Origin of the sequence: Paraburkholderia sp. UYCP14C, from assembly GCF_004197395.1 — a bacterium.
Classification (GTDB): domain Bacteria; phylum Pseudomonadota; class Gammaproteobacteria; order Burkholderiales; family Burkholderiaceae; genus Paraburkholderia.
In genome coordinates, this window is sequence record NZ_SELS01000002.1 from 1 (window position 1) to 18660 (window position 18660).

General features: G+C 64.5%; 18 protein-coding genes and 1 pseudogene. All 19 read right to left on the reverse strand.

Annotation, left to right across the window (positions count from 1 at the left end):
- Positions 1–99: 99 nt before the first annotated feature.
- Positions 100–857, reverse strand: a pseudogene (locus EVC45_RS01775) (DNA adenine methylase).
- Positions 858–876: 19 nt separating this feature from the next.
- Positions 877–1890 carry a relaxase/mobilization nuclease domain-containing protein gene (locus EVC45_RS01780; protein ID WP_129956334.1) on the reverse strand — a complete coding sequence of 338 codons (1014 nt, stop codon included), beginning with the start codon at positions 1888–1890 and terminating at the stop codon, positions 877–879.
- 1 nt (position 1891) lies between these two features.
- Positions 1892–2422 (reverse strand): plasmid stabilization protein, encoded by a 531-nt coding sequence (locus EVC45_RS01785; protein WP_306770734.1) that lies wholly within the window; start codon positions 2420–2422, stop codon positions 1892–1894.
- 14 nt (positions 2423–2436) lie between these two features.
- Positions 2437–3960, reverse strand: a complete 1524-nt coding sequence (locus tag EVC45_RS01790) for an LPD7 domain-containing protein (RefSeq protein ID WP_129956336.1) — start codon at positions 3958–3960, stop codon at positions 2437–2439.
- Between the two features lie 55 nt (positions 3961–4015).
- On the reverse strand, positions 4016–5872 hold the full coding sequence (locus EVC45_RS01795) for a PriCT-2 domain-containing protein (RefSeq protein WP_129956337.1): 1857 nt from the start codon (positions 5870–5872) through the stop codon (positions 4016–4018).
- A complete protein-coding gene (locus EVC45_RS01800) occupies positions 5869–7587 on the reverse strand; it encodes a type IV secretory system conjugative DNA transfer family protein (protein ID WP_129956338.1) in 1719 nt (572 codons plus the stop codon). Before EVC45_RS01800 ends, EVC45_RS01795 begins: the two co-directional genes overlap by 4 nt.
- Positions 7584–7958: a hypothetical protein gene (locus EVC45_RS01805; protein WP_129956339.1), complete on the reverse strand. Its 375-nt coding sequence runs from the start codon at positions 7956–7958 to the stop codon at positions 7584–7586. Before EVC45_RS01805 ends, EVC45_RS01800 begins: the two co-directional genes overlap by 4 nt.
- 9 nt (positions 7959–7967) lie before the next feature.
- Positions 7968–9086: a P-type DNA transfer ATPase VirB11 gene (gene virB11, locus EVC45_RS01810; protein WP_129956340.1), complete on the reverse strand. Its 1119-nt coding sequence runs from the start codon at positions 9084–9086 to the stop codon at positions 7968–7970.
- Positions 9083–10306 carry a type IV secretion system protein VirB10 gene (virB10, locus tag EVC45_RS01815; RefSeq protein WP_129956572.1) on the reverse strand — a complete coding sequence of 408 codons (1224 nt, stop codon included), beginning with the start codon at positions 10304–10306 and terminating at the stop codon, positions 9083–9085. The genes virB11 and virB10 overlap by 4 nt, the downstream gene beginning before the upstream one ends.
- On the reverse strand, positions 10296–11123 hold the full coding sequence (locus EVC45_RS01820) for a TrbG/VirB9 family P-type conjugative transfer protein (RefSeq protein ID WP_129956341.1): 828 nt from the start codon (positions 11121–11123) through the stop codon (positions 10296–10298). The genes virB10 and EVC45_RS01820 overlap by 11 nt, the downstream gene beginning before the upstream one ends.
- Entirely contained in the window at positions 11120–11830 is a 711-nt protein-coding gene (locus EVC45_RS01825; protein ID WP_129956342.1) for a virB8 family protein, read from the reverse strand. The genes EVC45_RS01820 and EVC45_RS01825 overlap by 4 nt, the downstream gene beginning before the upstream one ends.
- Entirely contained in the window at positions 11827–12042 is a 216-nt protein-coding gene (locus EVC45_RS01830) for a hypothetical protein (protein WP_129956343.1), read from the reverse strand. Before EVC45_RS01830 ends, EVC45_RS01825 begins: the two co-directional genes overlap by 4 nt.
- A gap of 10 nt (positions 12043–12052) precedes the next feature.
- On the reverse strand, positions 12053–12727 hold the full coding sequence (locus tag EVC45_RS01835; RefSeq protein WP_248295002.1) for a type IV secretion system protein: 675 nt from the start codon (positions 12725–12727) through the stop codon (positions 12053–12055).
- A gap of 37 nt (positions 12728–12764) precedes the next feature.
- Positions 12765–13934 carry a type IV secretion system protein gene (locus tag EVC45_RS01840; protein ID WP_129956345.1) on the reverse strand — a complete coding sequence of 390 codons (1170 nt, stop codon included), beginning with the start codon at positions 13932–13934 and terminating at the stop codon, positions 12765–12767.
- Positions 13931–16408 carry a VirB4 family type IV secretion/conjugal transfer ATPase gene (locus EVC45_RS01845; RefSeq protein WP_129956346.1) on the reverse strand — a complete coding sequence of 826 codons (2478 nt, stop codon included), beginning with the start codon at positions 16406–16408 and terminating at the stop codon, positions 13931–13933. The genes EVC45_RS01840 and EVC45_RS01845 overlap by 4 nt, the downstream gene beginning before the upstream one ends.
- A gap of 1 nt (position 16409) precedes the next feature.
- Positions 16410–16730: a type IV secretion system protein VirB3 gene (locus EVC45_RS01850; RefSeq protein ID WP_129956347.1), complete on the reverse strand. Its 321-nt coding sequence runs from the start codon at positions 16728–16730 to the stop codon at positions 16410–16412.
- 17 nt (positions 16731–16747) lie between these two features.
- The gene (locus EVC45_RS01855; protein WP_248295017.1) at positions 16748–17050 is read right to left on the reverse strand and encodes a TrbC/VirB2 family protein; all 303 of its coding nucleotides are present in this window, start codon (positions 17048–17050) and stop codon (positions 16748–16750) included.
- 88 nt (positions 17051–17138) lie between these two features.
- A complete protein-coding gene (locus tag EVC45_RS01860; RefSeq protein WP_168991387.1) occupies positions 17139–17816 on the reverse strand; it encodes a lytic transglycosylase domain-containing protein in 678 nt (225 codons plus the stop codon).
- On the reverse strand, positions 17816–18391 hold the full coding sequence (locus EVC45_RS01865) for a hypothetical protein (protein ID WP_129956348.1): 576 nt from the start codon (positions 18389–18391) through the stop codon (positions 17816–17818). The genes EVC45_RS01860 and EVC45_RS01865 overlap by 1 nt, the downstream gene beginning before the upstream one ends.
- Positions 18392–18660 lie beyond the last annotated feature (269 nt).

Here is an 18660-nt window from a genome sequence, read left to right on the forward strand (position 1 = left end):
TCTTCAACATCAACTACTCCAGTTTGGATCACACGTTTTACCCCAACTCTGTGTCCAGAAAAACCGGAGCCGCCGCAATGCCATTTTTTGAGGCCCCTGTCAAAACAGTCCCGCCGGCTCATCCGCCCTATTCCAACTGTAGAAGATCAGTTCCCTACGCGGTCCGCCGAGCGTGTACTGGATTTCGATACGCTCAAAATCCAGCCCGGCAAATACTTCCCTCATGTCTGGTCGTTCACGGTCACAATCGCGCGCCCTTCGATCGCCCTTATCACGCTCGCCATTCGCTCGTATTGCTCAAAACCGAACGGTACACCGCATCCCGGACTCTGCCAGTACGCCGGGTTGAGATAGAAGAATGTACAGGGCTGATCGTACCGGCTGATGCATACCGGCCAGTCGAGCTTTTCAATATAGGCTCGAGAAAGCCTGCGACGGGCTGTCGACAGGATCTCCTTTAGACGCCACACGCTCAACTCCGACGCCGATCCCGTTCTCGAGCCGAAGGTGCCCCCTTCTACGCGACCACCGAAACAGTTCCTCTGCAGCTAATAAAAACGCGCGGCGCGCTGAATGTCGGTGAGCGTCTCAGGCGGCATATCGTTCAGCCACTTGAACACCTGTCGGCTGCTGATGGTCCACTTGAGCTGACGGATGAACTCTTCGGGATGGTGCTGAACGACTCGATAGAGGTTGATGAGTTCATCGTTGACGTCGTTCAATACCTCGACCTCCGCCGGCGGCCGCATGAAAAACAGCGGCGCGGCTCCCGCAAAGACCTCGACATAGCAGGTATGTGGGGGAAACCGGGAAATCAGGATATAGGCCAGACGGCGTTTGGCGCCGATCCACGACAGCCACTACGCCCTCCCGGCATCAACGCTCCACGTCCGGCCCCGCAACACCCGGGCGATCTGGGGTGTCCGACACGTGACGCTCCGGTTGCTCGTGCCGGGCATCCTGCACACGCCCCAACACCGGCCGATCTCGCTGTACCGGCATGGCGCCGACGAAGTACGCCATTTCAACGGCCATCGCACGATCCTCACGCGCACGCGACCTTGCCATCACGTAGGCCATTTCTCGCCAGGCGGCGAATGTGCCACCATGGGCAATCCAGCCCGCGTCGCGTTGCGCGTCAGCCGGCAACGGCTTCCAGTATCTCGGCGTTTCGCCGCGCGCGATCATATGGGCAACCGCCGGTTTCGGATACCGCTGCGTCACGCCGCGCGCGCGCCGGGGCGTGGCATTCGCCTCGACACCGTGTTCACGCAACGTCTCCGCAAAATGCTCGCGCCAGTGCTGCAGATCCCTGTGGCGCGGATTCAGGCGGCGACCGTCCGGGCCTCGCACCTGCACGCTCATATGAACATGCGGATGCGCCTCGTCGTTGTGCGCCGCGAAAACGTACGCCCGGCCATCTCCAAACTCGAGCGCCGCGAAGTCCCGCGCCGCATCGCGCACCGCCTGCCGGTCCGTTCCGGGTGGCATCGACAAAAGTATGTTGAAAACCTCGCGCCGCGTGCTGGTCTCCGGGATACCCCACCCGCCAAGCTCCCAGGTCTTCGTGAGATCGCGCAGGGCATCCTTTCCGGCAATACGCTCGCCGTTCTGGTCTTCCAGCTCGATCCTGCCGTTACGGGAGATGTACCGTAGGTGCCGACGCACGGCACCTATGCCCTGTGCACTGGCCGCCTTGTTGGTGATCTTGACCATGACCTCCGGAGTGCGCCTGAGCGTGCGGGCAATCTGCGCGCGCATGCGAGCGCCCTCGTCCCGAATGCCCACACGCGAGAGCCGCGACGCACGTGCATGCCGCAACGGCTCCTGAAACAACCGATCGCCCCAGTTCACGAGCATCGCATCGATGTAGATTTTCGGATAAGGCATGTCAGCGACTCCATCGATCGAGGTTCGCGCGCATGACCGCCGCCGTTGCACGCAGGTGGTCGTCGATGCGCCTTCGCGTCTCCGCCCAGTCGACCGTCAGATCCTGACGCGAGAGTTCTATCCGGCCTGCGCGCGCGAGCTGGCTCAACAAGCAGCTGATCCCGGCGAGCTGCTGGCTGGACACCGACAGCGCGCGCATCTCGTGCTCGCCCAGTTGAGGCTGCCGCGTCAATTGCGCACGAACCAGCGACACGATCCATCGATTCCCACCGAGACCCAACGCAGCGGCACGCTGTTCGACCGCGCCCAGTTCCGACGCGGTCAGCCGGATTTCGATGCGACTGCGCGGCTCCCCGACTACCGGCCGGGGCAGGCCCGGCAGGAGCGCGCCGGATTCCCCATCAGCATCCTCGCGGACCGCAATTGCGATCAACTGGCGTACGCCCTCGGCCGCCGTTAAACCGCGGCGCGCGCACCAGTCGTCCCAGCGCACCCTGACGGCCCCGAGTTCGACACACAAACGCTCGCGCATGACCACGATTCACCTCAGCGGGACGGTGACGGGGATGACGGCTCAACGGGTGTCCGGTCGACCTCGCGGGCAGGCGTGCGTTCCGGAGTGGAACGCTTACGACGATCCCGTCCCGATGGCGCGGCCGGATCGAACACCCTCGGTGTCGGGACCGGAATGCCCTCGTGTTGGAACGCAGCCAGCATGCGTTCCGCACGCTGCTGCACGCGAGCAACGGAACGCTCGCTGAACCCCTGCTCGCGCATGGCAGCCGCCAGCACCGCGACATGCAAGGCTCGTTCGCGCTCCGAATATTCCGCGTCACGACGGCGATGCGATTCCTCCGCGGCAACAGGCTCGGCACGCAAATCGGCAGATCGGCTCTCGCCGCCAGCCGACTCGTCGGATCGTGACGGCAAGCGAGCGGCTGTCCGATCCCGCTGCGCGACCTCCACCTGCCACGTATTGCGATAGACGTCCTTCTCCTCTTCGCCGATCACCCTGCCTTCCTGATCCAGGATGGGCAGCCGCACAGTGACGAAGCGCTTGCCGAGGTTTTCGAGAGTCAACTGCTGCCCGATCCGACCATTCGCTTCGCGTATCGCACGCTCCAGATCGACGCCCCACACGACCTGATCGATGCCGGCCTCATCGCGAAACACTACGTAGTACGAGTCACTGCGTGCGGGGTTGTGCTGGTACGGGGCGCCCCCATGCTCACGCAGTTCGCCGACGTACCGTCGAGGGACGTCGGCCTCGTCGTTGGCAGCGTTCCGGTTTGCTTCATGGATAGCCGGTTTCGATACAGGCGCATGGACTGGCGCGGAAGACGAGGTTCCGTTGACGGTCGTGCCGATGTTGATTCGAGGTACGGCCGATGCGACGGCCGGAACGCGATCCTGCTCGGTTGCATCAGCCGTTGCGCCGACCTTCGGCGCAACCTCGACGCGATTGTCCAGCCGCGCCTCCCGGGCATTCGCCAGACGCGCCAGGTCTGCGGCTTTCGGCTCGTAGCCGCTCACCTCGATACCGAGTAGCGTGCCCTGCAACCACGCCTTGCTACGAAATGCCTCATGGCCCGACACACGAATGCGTCGCCACGATTTCGCCTGCACCATGTCGATCATCGACTCGACCACGTCCGGCCGGTTGTGTCCGGTGACGAGGTACGGCCCCAGATCCTCGAACGCAAGCTGATACGGCGCGTCCTTCAGGAAATACTGGTTGCCCGCGCGCAGATAACGCTTGCGCACGCGTTCGGGCGGCTGGTCGAGCGGCGCACGGACCCGATCCGCCTCGACCGTCGCCCCGGTTGGCGATCGGGTATCGGTCTGCTGTGGCGTAACGGCATCGTCACGGATCGCCTGATCGCGCAATCGCGCGCGGGCAGCATCGAACTCGCGCCGGCGTCGGGCAGATACCGCATCCCTCGCGGCCGACTCCAGCCTCTCCCGACGATCGTCCGCAGCAGCCGGGCCGCCGCCGCTGTTGTCCGGCACGTCCGGTTCGATCACGTTGATGACCGGATCGGCCTCGTGAGTGGAAGTTGTCTGAGCCATGTCACTACCTCGGATCCTCAAGATCGGCGTTGCACGTGAGCACAACTGCCGTCTTTTATCGGTCGGGCGTCGAGTCTGCTTCGCGCGACGCGTTCTGTTCCCGGGATTTCTCCAGCGCGGCCGCCCGCGCCTCCCGGATACGTGCCCAGGATCTCGCCTGCAACTGGTCGAGCATCCCCTCCAGATTCGGGCTGTAATTCAACTCGCGGGCGGACTTCTTCAGCGAGCCGACGGCGCGTTCCAGCAGTTCGCGCGCACGGTCCCACGGATAGACCCGGGCCTCGCCGCCGTCATAACCGACCTGCAACTCGGAACCGTTCAGCCGCGCGTTTTCGTCCATCCACTTCAGACGCTCGGACACGAAGGTCATCTGATCCTTGCGATGGAACACGACGCTGCGCGTCGCGACCTCCTGGATCAGATAGTGTTCCGTGTTGAACACCTCGCCGCGATAAGGGCCACCGTTCTCGCGCGGCGTCCCCATCCTGAGCGGCGAGCCGAACCGGTGCTCGGCCAATGCCCTGACCTCGTTTGACACGTCACCCACGCCAAACAGCGGCTCGCCGACCGGCGGGCGCGTCGACGCAAACCGCGGCGGATCCGCAACCGGCGCAGCAGCAGCCGGCGACGACGACGCAGGCGCATCCACCGAGGAGGGCGCCGAGCCGGATGCCCCGTCCGTTGCCGGCACCTCCGGCGCCGCCTGTTTCGGCACACTAAGCTTCGAGGACCGGCGACGGGGCTTCCCTTCCTCGTCGGCCAGCAGCCTTTCCTTGACGTTGCTCATCATCCTGCCCTCCTCGCGCTCATCCACCTCAACCACTGTCATGCCGGATGCAGTGGAGACACCCGGTTGACCCTCCGCCTTCACGACAGAGCGGACCACGGCGCGCAGATGTGCGCCGACGGCATCAAAGCCCGACAACACCGCCATGTCGCTGAAATCGGTCGGCACCTTGTCGTCGATGCGCGCATCAGCGGCAAACGCCGGCCAGGCCACACGGGCGTGAGCCGCTTCCGCAGCCTGTCGCGCCTGCGCCTCGCCACTGCCCAGTTCGCCGAGTACGATCAGGTCTGCATCGGGATATCGCTCGCGAAGGTTCGTTGCCACCATCGACAGATTCCCGCTCGAGAGCGCCGCCACCGCGGACCAGCCTGTCGCGCGCGAAGCGGACAAGGCCGTCGCCATGCCTTCAGCGATCAGGATCCGCGACGATTCATTCGTCGGAACCAGTGTCGGCTCCGTCATCCAGTAGCCGCCCCTCTTTACGCCGCCGGCCAATGACGATTTCCGCCCGTGTTCATCGATCAGCTCCAGTGTCGAGATCGGCCCGTTCCAGACCGGCACGATCAGCACGCGCCCCGTCAGAGGTTCTTCCTCGCTGGCCGGCGCATAGCCGAGCAGTGCGTGCAGCTCCAGTGCATCCAGCTCGTGCAGCGTGTCCATCGGCTCGAGTCGCTTGCGCACGAGATACGGATGCTCCGGCCCGACCGGCCTCGCCCACTGCCAGATCGACACGGCCTCGCGCGCCACAGCCGCATGGCGCGCCTGCCGTTGCGCCTCCTCGCGCGCGCGTTGCGCCAGCATCTCCGGAGACGGCGCGAGCGCGGCCGTCATGTTGTCCGGATAATTCGTTCGCTTCAGGTCGAAGCCATGCTGGCGCGCCTGCCAGAACAGCGTGGCGAGCGTCTTGCCGCCCGATGCGCTGACCGAGCGCCACGTGGTTCGGGCCGCGCGCTCGTTATAGTTGGCGGCCGTGCGACTCCACGCATCCCAGATTTCAAAACCCTCGTCGCCGAAGCCCTGCTTGAGCGCGAACGCCATGTCGACCCAGGTCTCATAGTCGTCAGCGGGTATCACGGCAAGCGCGGCACGCGCACGGTCCGTCTCATCCACGTAGGGGGTCGTCATTGCAGCGCTCCCATGGCTCGTGAGTCGTCAGCGGCTGCGCGCCGCGCTGGCTCAACAAAATCGAGTTCCGCCACATCAAGATCGTCGACGCTCAGATGACGTCTCGCCTGCACCACCTGGCGGGCCGGGACACCCAGCAGCATGAAATGCCGTTCCACGTAGGCCACGGCCTCCTCCTCGCTGATGTCGGCGAGGTTCGGCGGCAGGTCACGCGGATCCCATGCTTGCAGCACTTCCAGGTATTCGGGTGGCAGATGGATCAGCCCCGCGCCGTCCTGTTCGATCTCGTTGGGATGCAGATCGCGCAGCCGGCGCTCGACCACAGCGCTGAAATGGGCCAGATTCAGTGCGGGCACGGAGGGCGCGGCCGTGACGCGCGACGCAAACCCGCGATCGCGCCAGTAGCAGATCTTGTTGGCCAGGATCGGCCTGGTGTTTTCGAGGACGATGATTTCCTTGTCTCGACCGAGTTCCTTCAGCTCCTGCGGCAACAGCAACGGCCGGCGCTGCTCTGACACGCTTTCGCTCGACCCGCCCCGGCTCCCGAAAAATCCGTTCGGGCGGCTGACGCTGCGCGATTGGTCCGTGAACGTGCCGAGCATTTCCGAGTAGTCGTTCGCATCCTTCTGCTCACGCGGCGCATAGAGGATCTGCATCGCGTGGTTCGTGATGAAGGTGCGCGCATCGGCTCGTCCGTAGACCGACTCGAGTTGCGCGATCGACTGGACGACCGACAGCAGACGCAGGTTGTAGCCCGCCATATAGGCGACCGCGCGCGCGATGATGTGGATCTTTCCGATCGACGTCATTTCGTCGAGCAGCACGAGGCACTGGAATTTCAGCGCGGGATCGGCTTCGGGCAACTGCTTCGTGTTCAGGTTGACCAACTGCGAGAACACCAGATTGACGAGCAGCGCCGCCTCCGACAGATGGTCCGGCGTGATGCCGATATAGACCGACATCCGGCGGCGACGGACATCGCGCAGGTCGAAGTCGTTTGCACTGGTTGCCGCGTCGACGATCGGATTGGCCCAGATCGTGAGCGGCGCGTTGAACGTTGCCAGCACACTCGCGAGCACCTTGTCGTCGTTCGACAGGAAGCGATTTAACGCATCGACACATTGCCCCGAGAGCAAGTCGCGATGCTGCACCAACGCGCGCTGCAGCCAGGTTTTCACCGGCATGCCATTGCCTGATGACTGCCGTAACACTTCGCCCATCGTGACCGGATAGTCGGGAATCGACGTTCCCCAACCGGCCCGGCGCGCGTCACGCCATTCGCACAACAGGAGCACGATGCCGAGGAACAGGTTTCGCGCCTGGTCCTTCCAGAAGTCATCGTGGCCACCCGGCGGATAGAGGGCATAGCCGATCGTAAGAATGTCGCCCACCCGGAACAGGCCGTCCGAGATCGCCGACAGGGGATTGTAGCGATGCGTGCGGCCGTCTTCGGCGAACGGATTGAACAGGTATACATCCTGTCCATGCGCACGCCTGAAGCCGGCCGTGGCCGCATAGTTTTCCTGCTTGATGTCGAGCACCACCACCGAATCGGGGAAATTGAGCAGATTCGGGATCACGATGCCTACACCTTTACCCGAGCGGACGGGCGCCGCCAGCAGCACGAACTGTTGACCGGCGAAGCGCAGGTAACGCCCGCGCCATATGCCAACGACAATCGCGGGTACGGTATCGAGGTGCGTGCGCATCGTCATAGCAGCCCCGCCCGACGGATGTCCGACTCGCTCGCAAAGCGCGCGCTGCCATAGAGACGACGCCGGTTCGTGCTCGCCCACAGCGCAAGCAGTCCGAGAACCGGGCCACCGAAGGACAGGAGCACGCCAAACAGCGCCGCCCCCGCGAGCTTGCGGCCGATGTTCGGCATCATCCCGTGCCGCCAGGTCAGCGCCGCATCGAGCCAGCCCCACAGTCCCGCGTGCAGTGGATTGATCCGCAGGCTTGCGTACAGGAAAAACGACGCGAGCCAGAGCGATGCGGCTACTCCACCCATCAGGCAAGCCAGCACGGCCAATGTCATGGCGGCTGTCCTGGTGTGCTGAAGCAGAGAGGAAGACGGGTGGTTCATCGCCGCTCCCTAGACGAACGCGGTGCGTGTCTTGCGCAGCGGATCGAACCAGACTTCCGTCATGCCCCACTGTCTGCCGGTCTGCTCGCCCGCTGCATTGAAGACCGGGCGCGCATCCAAGTGCGCGACGACATCGATGGTCAGGAACAGCAGGCGCTTGAGCGCGGCATCGTCCCAGGCAGCGGCTTCCGGGTGTTCCTTCGCCATCAGTGCGAAGCGTTCGATCGCGACCGTCGCGTTGGGCGCGTGGTAGCTGGTGATCGAACCCGCGTGCCCGGTCGTCAGAAGCTTCAGGAAGTCATAGGCTTCGGCGCCGCGCAACTCGGCGAGCAGCACGCGATCCGGGCGCATGCGCATCGTGCTCGCTATCAGATCGGCGGGCGTCACGCGCGCCTGGCCGTGGCCGCCCTTGCTGTACAGCAGGTGGACGCAGTTCTCGATGTGCCGGATGAACAGCTCGCGGACATCTTCGATCGTCACGATCCGCTCGGTCGCCGGGATCGAGCGGCACAGGGTCTTCATGAAACTGGTCTTGCCGGATCCCGTATTGCCGACGACCGCGACGTTGAGCCGGCCCGTGACCGCCCCATCGAAGAAGGTGCCCCAGTCGTGCTCTTCCAGGCATCGAACCAGCTTGCGGTCTTCGGCTCGCAATGCTGGCAAGGCTGAATCAAGCCCATCCGGACGATGCCAGACCGTGTCATCGAACAGCCCATCGTCACGGTACGCATTGAGCGTCTTCTCGCGTGCGGACGGCCGACGGATCGTCACCGACACCGTTCGCGGCGGCACGACCGGCGGTACCACGATCTGGATGCGCGCACCACCCGGCAGCAGCGCCGACAGTATCGGATGCTGGGCCGAGATTTCCTGACTGGTCAGCGTGGCCACCGCCACGGCGAACGACATCAACCGGTCGAAATCGAGTTCGTGGCATTCGTGGCTATACCAGCCCAGCGCGTTCTCGGTCAGCACACGTTGCGGCCGGTTGATCACCAGTTCCGTCACGTCGGGATCGTCGAGCAGCGGCGCGAATGGACGCATCAGCTCGCACACCGATGCGTCGTCGGGCAGCCGGGCCAGTACCGGGTCGCGAGATGCATCCGGCAGATGGGTATGCGGCATCATCGCGTGCCCTCCGGCTGAAGGGCATACACCGAGCCGAAGTCCAGATCGCGCGCCACGACGATCGTGAACTCCGCACCCTGATTCTGCGTCAGCGTCGGCGGAATGTTGATCGTGCTGTCGAGCACACGCGTGGCCATGTCGTTGCCCTGCTGCTGCGTGTTCTCATACACCACCGACCCACTGGAGTTGCCGCCGCGTGTCGACAGATAGCCAATCGCGTCCTGGGTGAGGCCGAGCAGCATCGCTGCGCCGATGCGCTGGCGCCAGTGGTTGTCCACGTAGCCGTCGATGCCCATACGACCGAGCGCGTCGGCCGCGGGCGAGTCGATCTCGACCGTGACGCCGTGGGGCGTCTCGATACGGGCCGACAGCACGAACACCCGCTTCTGGCCTGGCGACAGGTTCGAGCGATATTGGCTGTTGATCTGCGAACCCCGCTCGATCAGCACGACACGGCCATCGTCCGAATATACGTTCTTCGTCACCGTGCACGTCGAGATTCCGGCCTCGGTCGAATCGAACGCCGTATCGCCCGCGCAGTCGATCTTGGCGCCCTGCGCGAGCATTAGACTGCGGTTGCCCAGCGTCCCGGCCCGAACGCGCTGCGTGACGGTTGGCGTCAACGCCTGGGCGAGCGCGCCGCCGGCCGGCCCTTGCGTTAGCGCTCCGGCGCCACCGCTCGCCGCGGCTGGAACCGGGGAAGCCGCGCCCGCCATCCCGTCTGGCAGCCCACCCGCGGACTCCTGTCCACCGCCCGTTGCGAGCAGCGGCGCATCGAAGTAGCTGCGGGTTGGCACCGCGTGTGTGGTGCGAGCAGGCGCGGCAGCCACGGCCGCACCCGAGGCCGGCGTGGAAGGAGCCGCAACCGCGCTCGGCGGTACCCGGGCCGAAGCCGCATGATCGACCGACGATGCAGGCGGATCCTTGAACACGCGTCCCTGGGAAGACGTATCGGTTAGCGTGTCGCGCCTGGCCTTCGCTTCGGCATCGTGGCGCGCGAGAAAGCCGTGCACCGTCCAGACGGCGCCGGCGCCGACCATCAGCACGATCACGACCGGCGTCAGCCACCAGGCGCGTGGGCGGGCACCACGGTATTGACCCAGCGCGGGCATTCCGCGATCCGAAGCAGCACCCGATACCCTCTCGTTCTGACCACTTCGAGGCATCGAGCCGGGAGCATCGTCGGGCTCGATCACATTTCGTGGGGCGTCATCGTTCATCATCGTGACTCCGCAGAACGCGCTTCACCCCGTTGACCGTCGTGCCGTCATGGGGCGGCACGCCGTCCATGTCGTAGGCGTCGTTCCACATGCCCACGACCTCATTGCCGAGCCGCAGCACGAATCGTTTCGCGACCTCGTGCACGACGATCGTGTCGCCTTCGACGTGCCTGTCGACCACGCTTTCCGTGTCGTCATCGGCCACCCGGAAAATCGCCGGCATGCGTCGGTTGTTCGGGATACGCAGATAGGTAAAGCGCCCGTCGTCCCATGCCGAGGTCGGTGCGATGTCGTCGGAGTCCGGCATGACCTGCATCGAGTACCGCGCGTTACGCACGGTGGGCAGCTGCGCCAGGCGCTTCGCGACCCGCGCCGCATCCGAATCCCCTTGCGCCTGCTTCGCCAGCTCATCCGGATAGACGAAGGTCACGCGGTACATCTCACGGTCGTTGCCAAACCTGGCCTTGAGCGGGAGCACCACCAGATCGAAGCTGTAGCTGTGCCGGTCGGTACGGATCTCGAGATTCGAGTCGTGCGCGGCGAGTTGCGGCTTCAGGTACACGTCGTGATCGCCCCTGTTCGCGACCACCTGCCAGCCGTCCCGGTCTCCGGGCGCGACGACCTGGATGTGCTCGTGCGGATCGAGAGCGATGTGCGTGGCAAAACCGCGCTGCGCCTCGATGCGCACAACGTCGTCCGCGCGATAGATCACCTGGCGAACGCGCGAGTCGTCGTTCCATCCAGGCAGGTCGAACGCGTAGGCCGTACTTGAGAGCAACCCAGCGGCGAGCACCACGACTAAAGCAGGCGTTCTCATGGCGTGCCCCCGACGTTCGAGGCGGAGGCCGCAGCCGGCGGCGTATATTCGGGGTCGCGACTGTAGGCCGTGACCTTGAAACCGAACGGATTGGCAATCGCCACGCTTTCGCGCGTGAATACGGGCGGCCGGTAGGTGTAGGCCAGCGTGATCACAAAACGCTGCGTCGGTTCGGCATGGGCCTCGCCGTTTTTGAACGATGTGCGCTCGACATGCACGACTGCATGACCGGGTTCGTCGGGCGGCAGCGTGATCGAGAGGAGCCGGATGCGCCGCTCGATGCCCGGCCCCAACTGCCGGTCCAGCGCATCGGGGCCGCTATAGATGCCGCGGTAATCGCGAGCGACCACGTCGTCGCTCATCGCAAGGACGCTGTCGTAGTCCATCTGCAGCAGCCCCCAGTCGTAGCGCTCGCGTGCGCGCACATAGGTTTCGACCCAGTGCTTGTCCTGGATCTCCTTCGTATGCACGTGGCGAGCATCGAGCACGTCGATCACCTGGGATTCGCCCGTCAGGCGATCGACCTCGATGGGCAGCGGCACCACGCGATAGAACGGCACCATCACCGCCAGCGCAGTGGCACTGAGCACGGCTACGCCGATCGCTGCATAGGCGACATGCCACGCGCGCCGTTCGGAACGCTCCTGCAGGTGGGTCAGCGACGCCTCGATGTCGAGCACGCGCCCGTAATCGTGCGACGCACTCATGACCGGTCTCCGGCATCCGGGGACGCGTGCTGATCCGGAGCCGCCGGTACCGTGGCTGGTGCTGCAGTTGGCACATCAGGCACCGGCGGCGGGCGGTTGACCGGCACACGATGCAGCCCGTCCGGCAACACGGGTTTCATCGGCCCGCTGGTGCAGGCAGCCAGGCTCCAGGCGACGCAGCAAGCCAGTGCCAAAGAGGTCAGCAGGGACATGGTGATCTCCTCAGTTTCCGAACGACGCCGGCACCATCTGGTCCTGCAGCCGGTTGGTCTTGGCTGCCCGGCTCAGCACCAGTTCGCTCTGCTGCTCGGCCGCGAGCTTGTCCTCGGTCTCGGCCAGCATCCGGAAAAGCTGCAGCTTCGTCATCTCGTTGCCGACCGCCGTGGACTCGATCTGGATGCGCGCCTGCAACTCCGCGATGCCCTTCGGGTCCTGCGTCAGGTCGATCTGCTGCGCGAGGCCCTGGGTCCGGTCCAGTTCCTGCAGCTCGGTCTGGTAGGCTTGCAGGCCGAACGCCTGGTCCTGATAGGGCTTGTTGAGCGCGCGCTGGCACACCTGCTGATCGATTCCCGTCTGGTCCTCGCAGTTATAGATCTGGCTGGCCGAGCGCAACGCCTGCGCGCTGCCCGTCAGGCCCGCATAGCCCCCGTTCTGGATCGCTGTATAGACGCTCTGCCAGTTCGACGGCAATGAGTTCGCCACGACCGGATTGCTCAGGAGTGCGCCGAAGCCGCGCGTGCCGACCGTCGACTGGTAGATCTGGATCTCCTGCTGCACTTCCTGCTTCAGTTGCTCCACCGAGGCAATGGCCTGGATGACGTTCTGCGCGTCATAGACCGGGATACCCTGCCCGTAAGCACCCACGCACCCTGACGCCCACACGCATGCGGCGCTCATCCATCTGCATCGTCCGTTCACGGTCATCACCTCCTCTTCAACTACCCGGCTGACCAAGGTTCGTGCGCGCGGCGCGCTGGTAGGCCGGCGTCGTGCCACTCACCGGCGTACCGCCGGAGCCACCACCTGAGCCCGTACGATCGCGAATCTTGCCGCCGGGGCGTGGCCCTCCCCCGTTAGCGCTTAACGCCCGCCCGATCGCGATCGCCAGACTCCGCGAGGCAAGGCCCGCCACGAATGCGCCGAAGCCGGACAATGTCGCGCCGCCCGACAGGCCCGCCGCCACGGTCGGCAACTGCCAGCCGACCATCGCGAGGAACACGCCGGTCGCGAAGAGGCCAATCGCGGCGGCGGCCGCCGCGCTGTCGTCCAGGGAGGCGGAAATGGCTTGCACGAGGACCGATGCATCGGCGCCGGGTGCGCTACCCGTCGCATGAAGCGACGTGAGATCAGCCGAGAACGCGGTGAGCGCCATACCGAGGAAGGCGGCCACGAGGACCTGCAGCAACGCGTAATTGGCGACCTTCGCGGTCCACGCCTCGAAAAACCGCGCGGTCGGCGCGAACGCCGCGCAGGCGATGAAAATGGGCCCAAGCCCGAGCACGAGATCGAGCAGCATCCTCGCCATCACGACCTCGAAAGCCAGAACGATCAGGAAGATCGAGCCCCCGAGCGCGGCCACCAGGCCACACAGAAAATCGCCTATCGCGGCGGCGAGGCCACTCGGGCTGATTCCTTCGTGCGTCGCCTTGTCGAAGTAGGCGTCCATCACGAGATCGATCTGCTGGTCGTAGCAGTCGAGCGTCTGGTAGATGCCGGTCGCTGCACCCTGCCCCGTCACGCTGCTGCCGTTGGCCGAGCCGCAGCCGGGATTGCCGCCGCCCGTCGTGTTCGCCGCGTTCTGGATCGTCTGGGCGAGTCCGGACGTCGCACCGCCGACAACGGTGACGACCTGCTGCTGGTAGATGCCGGCGCTCAGTGCGAACGCGAGCGTGATCGCCACCTTTAGCCCGCGCCACGCGAACGCCGGCACGGCTTCGTGCGCTTCGCCGCGCACCACCGCGAGACCGTAGGCCAACACCCAGATCGTGCCAGCCGTCGTGACAACTGGAACGAGCGCACCGGACAGCGCCGACGACACGTTCGTCACGTAGATCGACATGCCGTTCTCGAGCGTGCCGCACACAGCGGTAAAGAGGCCGCTCATCGCACACCTCCCGGCCCCGGCAACAAAGATAGGCGCGCACTGGCCTGTTCTGACTGTGCGGCGCGGCGCTTCGCAAGCTGTTCATGGAAGACGGGCAACCAGTCCTGTGGCGCGTCGCCGACCTGGGCGCGGATAGTGTCGAGCAGTTCAACGTTGTCGGTCGTGCCCGACAGCACATCGAGCACATCGCCAAGGCCCGCGAGATCGAGCCGGCCGATGGCCGAGCGATGGCCCTGCTTGACGAGGAACAGGCGGCTGTTCTCGCCGAGGTTGCGCACGATGTTGAATTCGGCTTCGGTCAGCTTGAAACCGCGCACGTAATCGTCGTAATCGGCGCGCGGGTTCGGCAGGAAGAAGAACGTCGCGCTCTGCTCGATCAACGCACTTGCAATTTCACTGCGCAGCACGTCGGCCGGCGACTGGGTATCGAAAATCCCAAGCCCGTTCTGCTTGCGGATCGTCTTTTGCTTGTTCTTTGCAAAATCCGTGAAGACCGGATCACTGAGCCGCTTCCAGAATTCGGTCATCACGTAGATGAAACGCCGCCCGTCGATCAGGTTCTCGGTCCGGTGCAGCAGGTACATTGTGATGGGCGTGGACACCTCGCCATCGTCTAGCAGTTCGGTGTCGTCGAAGCCGAACAGCGTCGCGTGGGCGAGATCGATGCGATCGGTCGGGTTGTCGAGCACCCAGCCCAGGCGCCCGCCCGCGCACCATTTCGCGAGCCGCGCATGCAGGCTGTTTTCGCCCACGTTCGGCAGGAGCTGCCGGACCATCGACAGACGACGCAGGGGCTTGTCCATGCGGGCGACTTCGCGCACGGCGCGCGAGATGTCGAGCTCATCTCTCGCAGACAGCGGCTCGCCAATATCGACGAGCTTGCGTACGAGGCGTTCCCAGAAGTCGATCACGGGCTCGCCCGCCACCATCTGGAACGGATTCAGCCCGGTAGGCTCGCCACGACGGAATACCGTATAGGTGCCCTCCATCGCACGAATCGCGATCTCCGTACCACGGTCCTTGTCGAACAGAACCGCGGTGATGCCGTACTTGGTCGCCATCGCCAGTAGGAACAGCTCAAGCACCGTCTTGCCTGCGCCGGCGCGACCGATGATCTGCGCGTTGGCAAGCGCCTTCTCGTCGAGCGAATCCTGTTTGTCGGATGTCGCGTGGAAGTTCAGATAGAGCGGCTGGCCGCCGGGCGTCTTGACGATCGTTATCGCCTCGCCCCACGGATTGCCGTCGCGCTTTCCCGTCGCGAAGTTGTGCAGGCTCGACAGGCCGCAGAAATTGCGCGATGTGAGCTTCGCCTCGCGCGGCCGATAGCGCCAGTTGCACGGTAGCTGCGCAAACCAGGCCGCGTCGGCTACGAGATCGATCAGTGCCGCCTGGAAACCCGCATCGGCCAGTTGCGTGCGGGCCTTCGCAACATGCCTGGACACCTCGTCCAGCGTGTCGCCAAGCACGGCCAGCGAATAGTGATATTCGCCGAGGACGAAATCGCCGTTGATCAGGTCATCAAGCGCCCGGTCGATTGCCTCGACCTGGGACACGGCGACGTCCTCGCCCGCGATAAGCTGGTTGCGCTGCCGCTCCAGAGCCTCTTTTGCCGTGGGCTTGTCGAGGATCGTGAAGCTCTGCGTCTCGATGTACTCGAAGTCGGCATAGAGCAGTCCGTTCAGCATGCCCGGCTCGGTGTCCTCTGGATAATCCTTGAGGTCAAGCATCGCGGCGAAACGCGTCGTCGCCGGCATGCGGATCTCGATTTTCTCGGCGCCGACGAAGAGCCGCGAAGTTGGCAGCGCTTCGCGAATCGGCCCAGCTGGCACTGGCTCGCGCTCCCAGGTCCCGTTGACCAGATAGCCAAGAAATTCCAACGCCGATGAATAGCTGCGCGGAGACGACGTGCAGGGACTGGGTCGGGTATAGACGCCGAGCGCGACCGGATCGTACGGTTTGAGGCTTGATTCGACCTGGGCCGCGAGTTCCGCCATCACCTTCAGCGCGTCGAGCTGGTCGCGCCGGATATCGTCGCGCGTGCGGCGCGCCGCACGGCTGAAAACACGACCGAGCTGGGTGCGGTTTGGTCGGTAGACCACCGTCAAGAAAAGCTCGTTGGCCATCATCCGATAGCCGGCAAAGCTAGCGTAGTAGCGCGTAGCCAGTTCGTTGCAGAAGCGGTTGTGGTACGGCGTCGAAAGGTAATCCGACACACGTCGACGCAGACGGTGTGCCCACAGGGCCACATGCCCGCCTGCGAGCCCACGCACGAACTGGTTGAACCCATCGTGACGCGCGAGGATATCGGCAGGATCAGACGCCTCGAACGCGATGCCGGCAATCTTCCAGCTCTGCAGGTAGTCGCCTTCCTTCGTTTTGATCACGTGGCCGGTCACGTGCGTCGAGTAAGGGATGTAGCCCGCAAGCGGCACTTCCCGATTCGCGACGGAAACGAGTTGCGGTTTGGCCGGCATATCACGCCCTCCTCTTCAGGAGGACCGGCACGTAGGCATGCGTGCCCCAGAAACGGCGGTTGCCTTGGCGCAGCACCATGCGAGTGCGTAGCGAATACTGCGCGAGGCGCTGATCGTCATAGCGCGTGATCATGCGCATCGCGACGAACACGGGAATCATCAGGAACAGGATCGCGACACCCAGCGGGGGGCTCGCGAGTAGTGCCCAGATGGCCGGGATCAGCATGCCGCCGCCGATCACCAGAAACGACACGAGCGGCACGCCCCAGAGCATCGCGGGACGCGTGCAGCCTTTGAAGATGGAATCCCTGAGCGAGTGCATGGTTCGGCGCTCCTGGATCAGCCTGCCGGAATCAACATGCTAGCGATAACGGTCGCGCAACCGACGAAGAGACCGCCGATAAAGACGTTCGCAATATCACCGAACCGGGCGTGCTGGAACATCATCCGGAAGCCCGCCCAGATGATGGAGATCGAGCAGATCACGCCCCCCACGCCCAGCAACGTCGTCTGGATCGTGCTCAGCAGCGTATTGACCTGGGAGAGCTGCGCCCATGCCGGCACCGCGAACGTCAGGGACGAAGTGGCGATCGCGATTCCGCGCGCCGCCGTTCGGCCGGACGGCCACCGCCTCGTCCACATACCGAACTTTTGTGATTTACAAAGTATTCCTAAGCACATGGCCGGCTCCAGTTCGATCGATCAATATCTGATTCTTCAAAATGACGGGCTAGAACACCACCGCACTGCCATCCGGTTCTCGCCGCTGATCCTTAACCGGTGATGTGGCAGTCTCTCCATTGCGGTCCTGCCGCGATAGCTGTCGAATGACAGCTGGGGAAAGAGGGGGGCGAACCGGCGTCGCAGAATCGACCGGCACGACCGGGATAGGGATGATCGCCGGGACGCCCGGCGGCAATGGCAACTGACCCGCCGCGTTGTCCACGACGCGCTGTACATACCCCGTCCGGTAGCCGGTCGAAAAATTGCCGCTCGCGTAGCAGGACAGGCTCGCGCGCAGCGCCCCCTGTACATCGGACTGAGAATCGGAATCTGCATGGACCCGCCGGCTCCGCGCCGTCGCGAAGCAGTCTTGAAGGATCGCGGCGGCCGCCGCCAGGTTGCGGCACGGCTCGAAAGCGTTCTCGGCAGTCAGCCCGTAGTCTGGCCAGTTCGCGCGATTCACCTGGGCGAGTCCGACGCTGAAGTTCCAACCCGTCGTCTCCAGCGCGCGTGCCGTTGCCACCGCTTCGGCGGTATTCGATGGTTGCCGCAGCAACCGGCCATGCACCACGCCGATCGCATAGGGATTGAATCCGGATTCAGTGCGCACGATCGCGGCCATCGTGACCGGCGCGATCTGCGGCGCGCACTGCTGAGCGAGTGCCATGAAGTCGAGGGACACGATCAGTTTCCCCCGCCGAAGCGATCCCACTGCTGGTCGATGCGCTGCTGGAAGAGCGCTGCGGACTGCGTCGGGTCATAAGGCGCTTGCGTACTGCCTGCCCCATAGAATTCAGTGATCGTGGGCCCCTGTCCACCAACGTCCCACCAGACACGTGTATAGAGCTGGTTGTCGAAAGTGACGTTGATGGCGCCCGTTGCCCGACACAGCAGTTCGCTCTGTTCCGGACCACCCCACAGCAGCAGGTCTTCGCGACAATAACCGCCGCTCGCGAACGTATTGGTGGCGGACGTACCGTGCGCCCCGCCTGCACCGAACTCGCACGTCGGAAATGGGTCGCCGTGCCGAAGCGCGCGCCATAGCTTCTCGATCGGCGGCACGCATTCGCCATACTGCTCGGGACCGCCGGGATTCGATAGGCAGAGCACTACCTGGCAACCCCAGTCGTCCGCATGCGCCACGCCCGGCGTGAAAACCGAGGTGCCGGCGAGCAGTGCCAGCGCGAGCGACCAGCGCCGCGCAATACCGCGCATCGCGCGCGGTTCACGACACCAGAGAACGAAACGATCCATCTTCATGATCCACCTTCCATCGATTAAATCCGTCGCGCACCGACGTACCGACACGGATGTGCGCGGGAAAAGAAACCCGCGGGGCCGGGGAGGCACGCCGTGGGTTCAAGGGGGATCAGCAGAAAACAGAAAAGCCTGCGACCGCAGGGTTCACAGGCTTGACTCGCATCGCGACCACTACGCCCACACACACATACATCGGGACATCGGAGCCGCTGGCGCGTACTCGGTCGTGCGTTTGCGCGTCGACCGGAACAGGTTGTTGACTGCACTCT

What these genes read in the sequence shown, in the direction of transcription:
- EVC45_RS01780 (WP_129956334.1), bottom strand. Translation starts at nt 1,890, where the DNA reads ATGCCTTATCCGAAAATCTACATCGATGCGATGCTCGTGAACTGGGGC.
- EVC45_RS01785 (WP_306770734.1), bottom strand. Translation starts at nt 2,422, where the DNA reads ATGCGCGAGCGTTTGTGTGTCGAACTCGGGGCCGTCAGGGTGCGCTGG.
- EVC45_RS01790 (WP_129956336.1), bottom strand. Translation starts at nt 3,960, where the DNA reads ATGGCTCAGACAACTTCCACTCACGAGGCCGATCCGGTCATCAACGTG.
- EVC45_RS01795 (WP_129956337.1), bottom strand. Translation starts at nt 5,872, where the DNA reads ATGACGACCCCCTACGTGGATGAGACGGACCGTGCGCGTGCCGCGCTT.
- EVC45_RS01800 (WP_129956338.1), bottom strand. Translation starts at nt 7,587, where the DNA reads ATGACGATGCGCACGCACCTCGATACCGTACCCGCGATTGTCGTTGGC.
- EVC45_RS01805 (WP_129956339.1), bottom strand. Translation starts at nt 7,958, where the DNA reads ATGAACCACCCGTCTTCCTCTCTGCTTCAGCACACCAGGACAGCCGCC.
- virB11 (WP_129956340.1), bottom strand. Translation starts at nt 9,086, where the DNA reads ATGATGCCGCATACCCATCTGCCGGATGCATCTCGCGACCCGGTACTG.
- virB10 (WP_129956572.1), bottom strand. Translation starts at nt 10,306, where the DNA reads ATGAACGATGACGCCCCACGAAATGTGATCGAGCCCGACGATGCTCCC.
- EVC45_RS01820 (WP_129956341.1), bottom strand. Translation starts at nt 11,123, where the DNA reads ATGAGAACGCCTGCTTTAGTCGTGGTGCTCGCCGCTGGGTTGCTCTCA.
- EVC45_RS01825 (WP_129956342.1), bottom strand. Translation starts at nt 11,830, where the DNA reads ATGAGTGCGTCGCACGATTACGGGCGCGTGCTCGACATCGAGGCGTCG.
- EVC45_RS01830 (WP_129956343.1), bottom strand. Translation starts at nt 12,042, where the DNA reads ATGTCCCTGCTGACCTCTTTGGCACTGGCTTGCTGCGTCGCCTGGAGC.
- EVC45_RS01835 (WP_248295002.1), bottom strand. Translation starts at nt 12,727, where the DNA reads ATGAGCGCCGCATGCGTGTGGGCGTCAGGGTGCGTGGGTGCTTACGGG.
- EVC45_RS01840 (WP_129956345.1), bottom strand. Translation starts at nt 13,934, where the DNA reads ATGAGCGGCCTCTTTACCGCTGTGTGCGGCACGCTCGAGAACGGCATG.
- EVC45_RS01845 (WP_129956346.1), bottom strand. Translation starts at nt 16,408, where the DNA reads ATGCCGGCCAAACCGCAACTCGTTTCCGTCGCGAATCGGGAAGTGCCG.
- EVC45_RS01850 (WP_129956347.1), bottom strand. Translation starts at nt 16,730, where the DNA reads ATGCACTCGCTCAGGGATTCCATCTTCAAAGGCTGCACGCGTCCCGCG.
- EVC45_RS01855 (WP_248295017.1), bottom strand. Translation starts at nt 17,050, where the DNA reads ATGTGGACGAGGCGGTGGCCGTCCGGCCGAACGGCGGCGCGCGGAATC.
- EVC45_RS01865 (WP_129956348.1), bottom strand. Translation starts at nt 18,391, where the DNA reads ATGAAGATGGATCGTTTCGTTCTCTGGTGTCGTGAACCGCGCGCGATG.